This is a genomic window from Algibacter ulvanivorans (assembly GCF_048381495.1).
GTDB lineage: Bacteria > Bacteroidota > Bacteroidia > Flavobacteriales > Flavobacteriaceae > Algibacter_B > Algibacter_B ulvanivorans.
In genome coordinates this window covers 1-261 of the sequence record NZ_JBLWGD010000103.1, presented here as the reverse complement: position 1 = coordinate 261, position 261 = coordinate 1, and the positions used below count along the sequence as shown (strand labels likewise).

1 protein-coding gene is annotated in these 261 nt (G+C 45.6%); it reads right to left on the bottom strand.

Annotated features, from left to right (window positions below):
• Positions 1 to 261, bottom strand: a 261-nt coding sequence (locus ACNG5D_RS16235) for an Ig-like domain-containing protein (protein ID WP_418184548.1), incomplete at both ends; no start/stop codon positions are given.

The following is a 261-nucleotide window of genomic DNA, read 5'->3' as shown; positions in this document are numbered from 1 at the left end:
CATCTGGATCGTTATCCCCATCTAATGCGTTAACTGGTACATCCGTGTTGATCGTCGCATTGCCTATCGTTTCATCGTCCGCTACTGGAGGTAATTGATCGAAGGTGATAGCGACTTGACCTTGATCCGTTAAGCCGTCTTCATCTTCTACCGTATAGGTGAAGTTGATTGGTTCTGTGCTATCCGTTACTGGGGTTACACTTAATGTACCGTCTGGGTTTAATGTCACCACACTACCGTCACTTAAAGTTACTGGGTTAC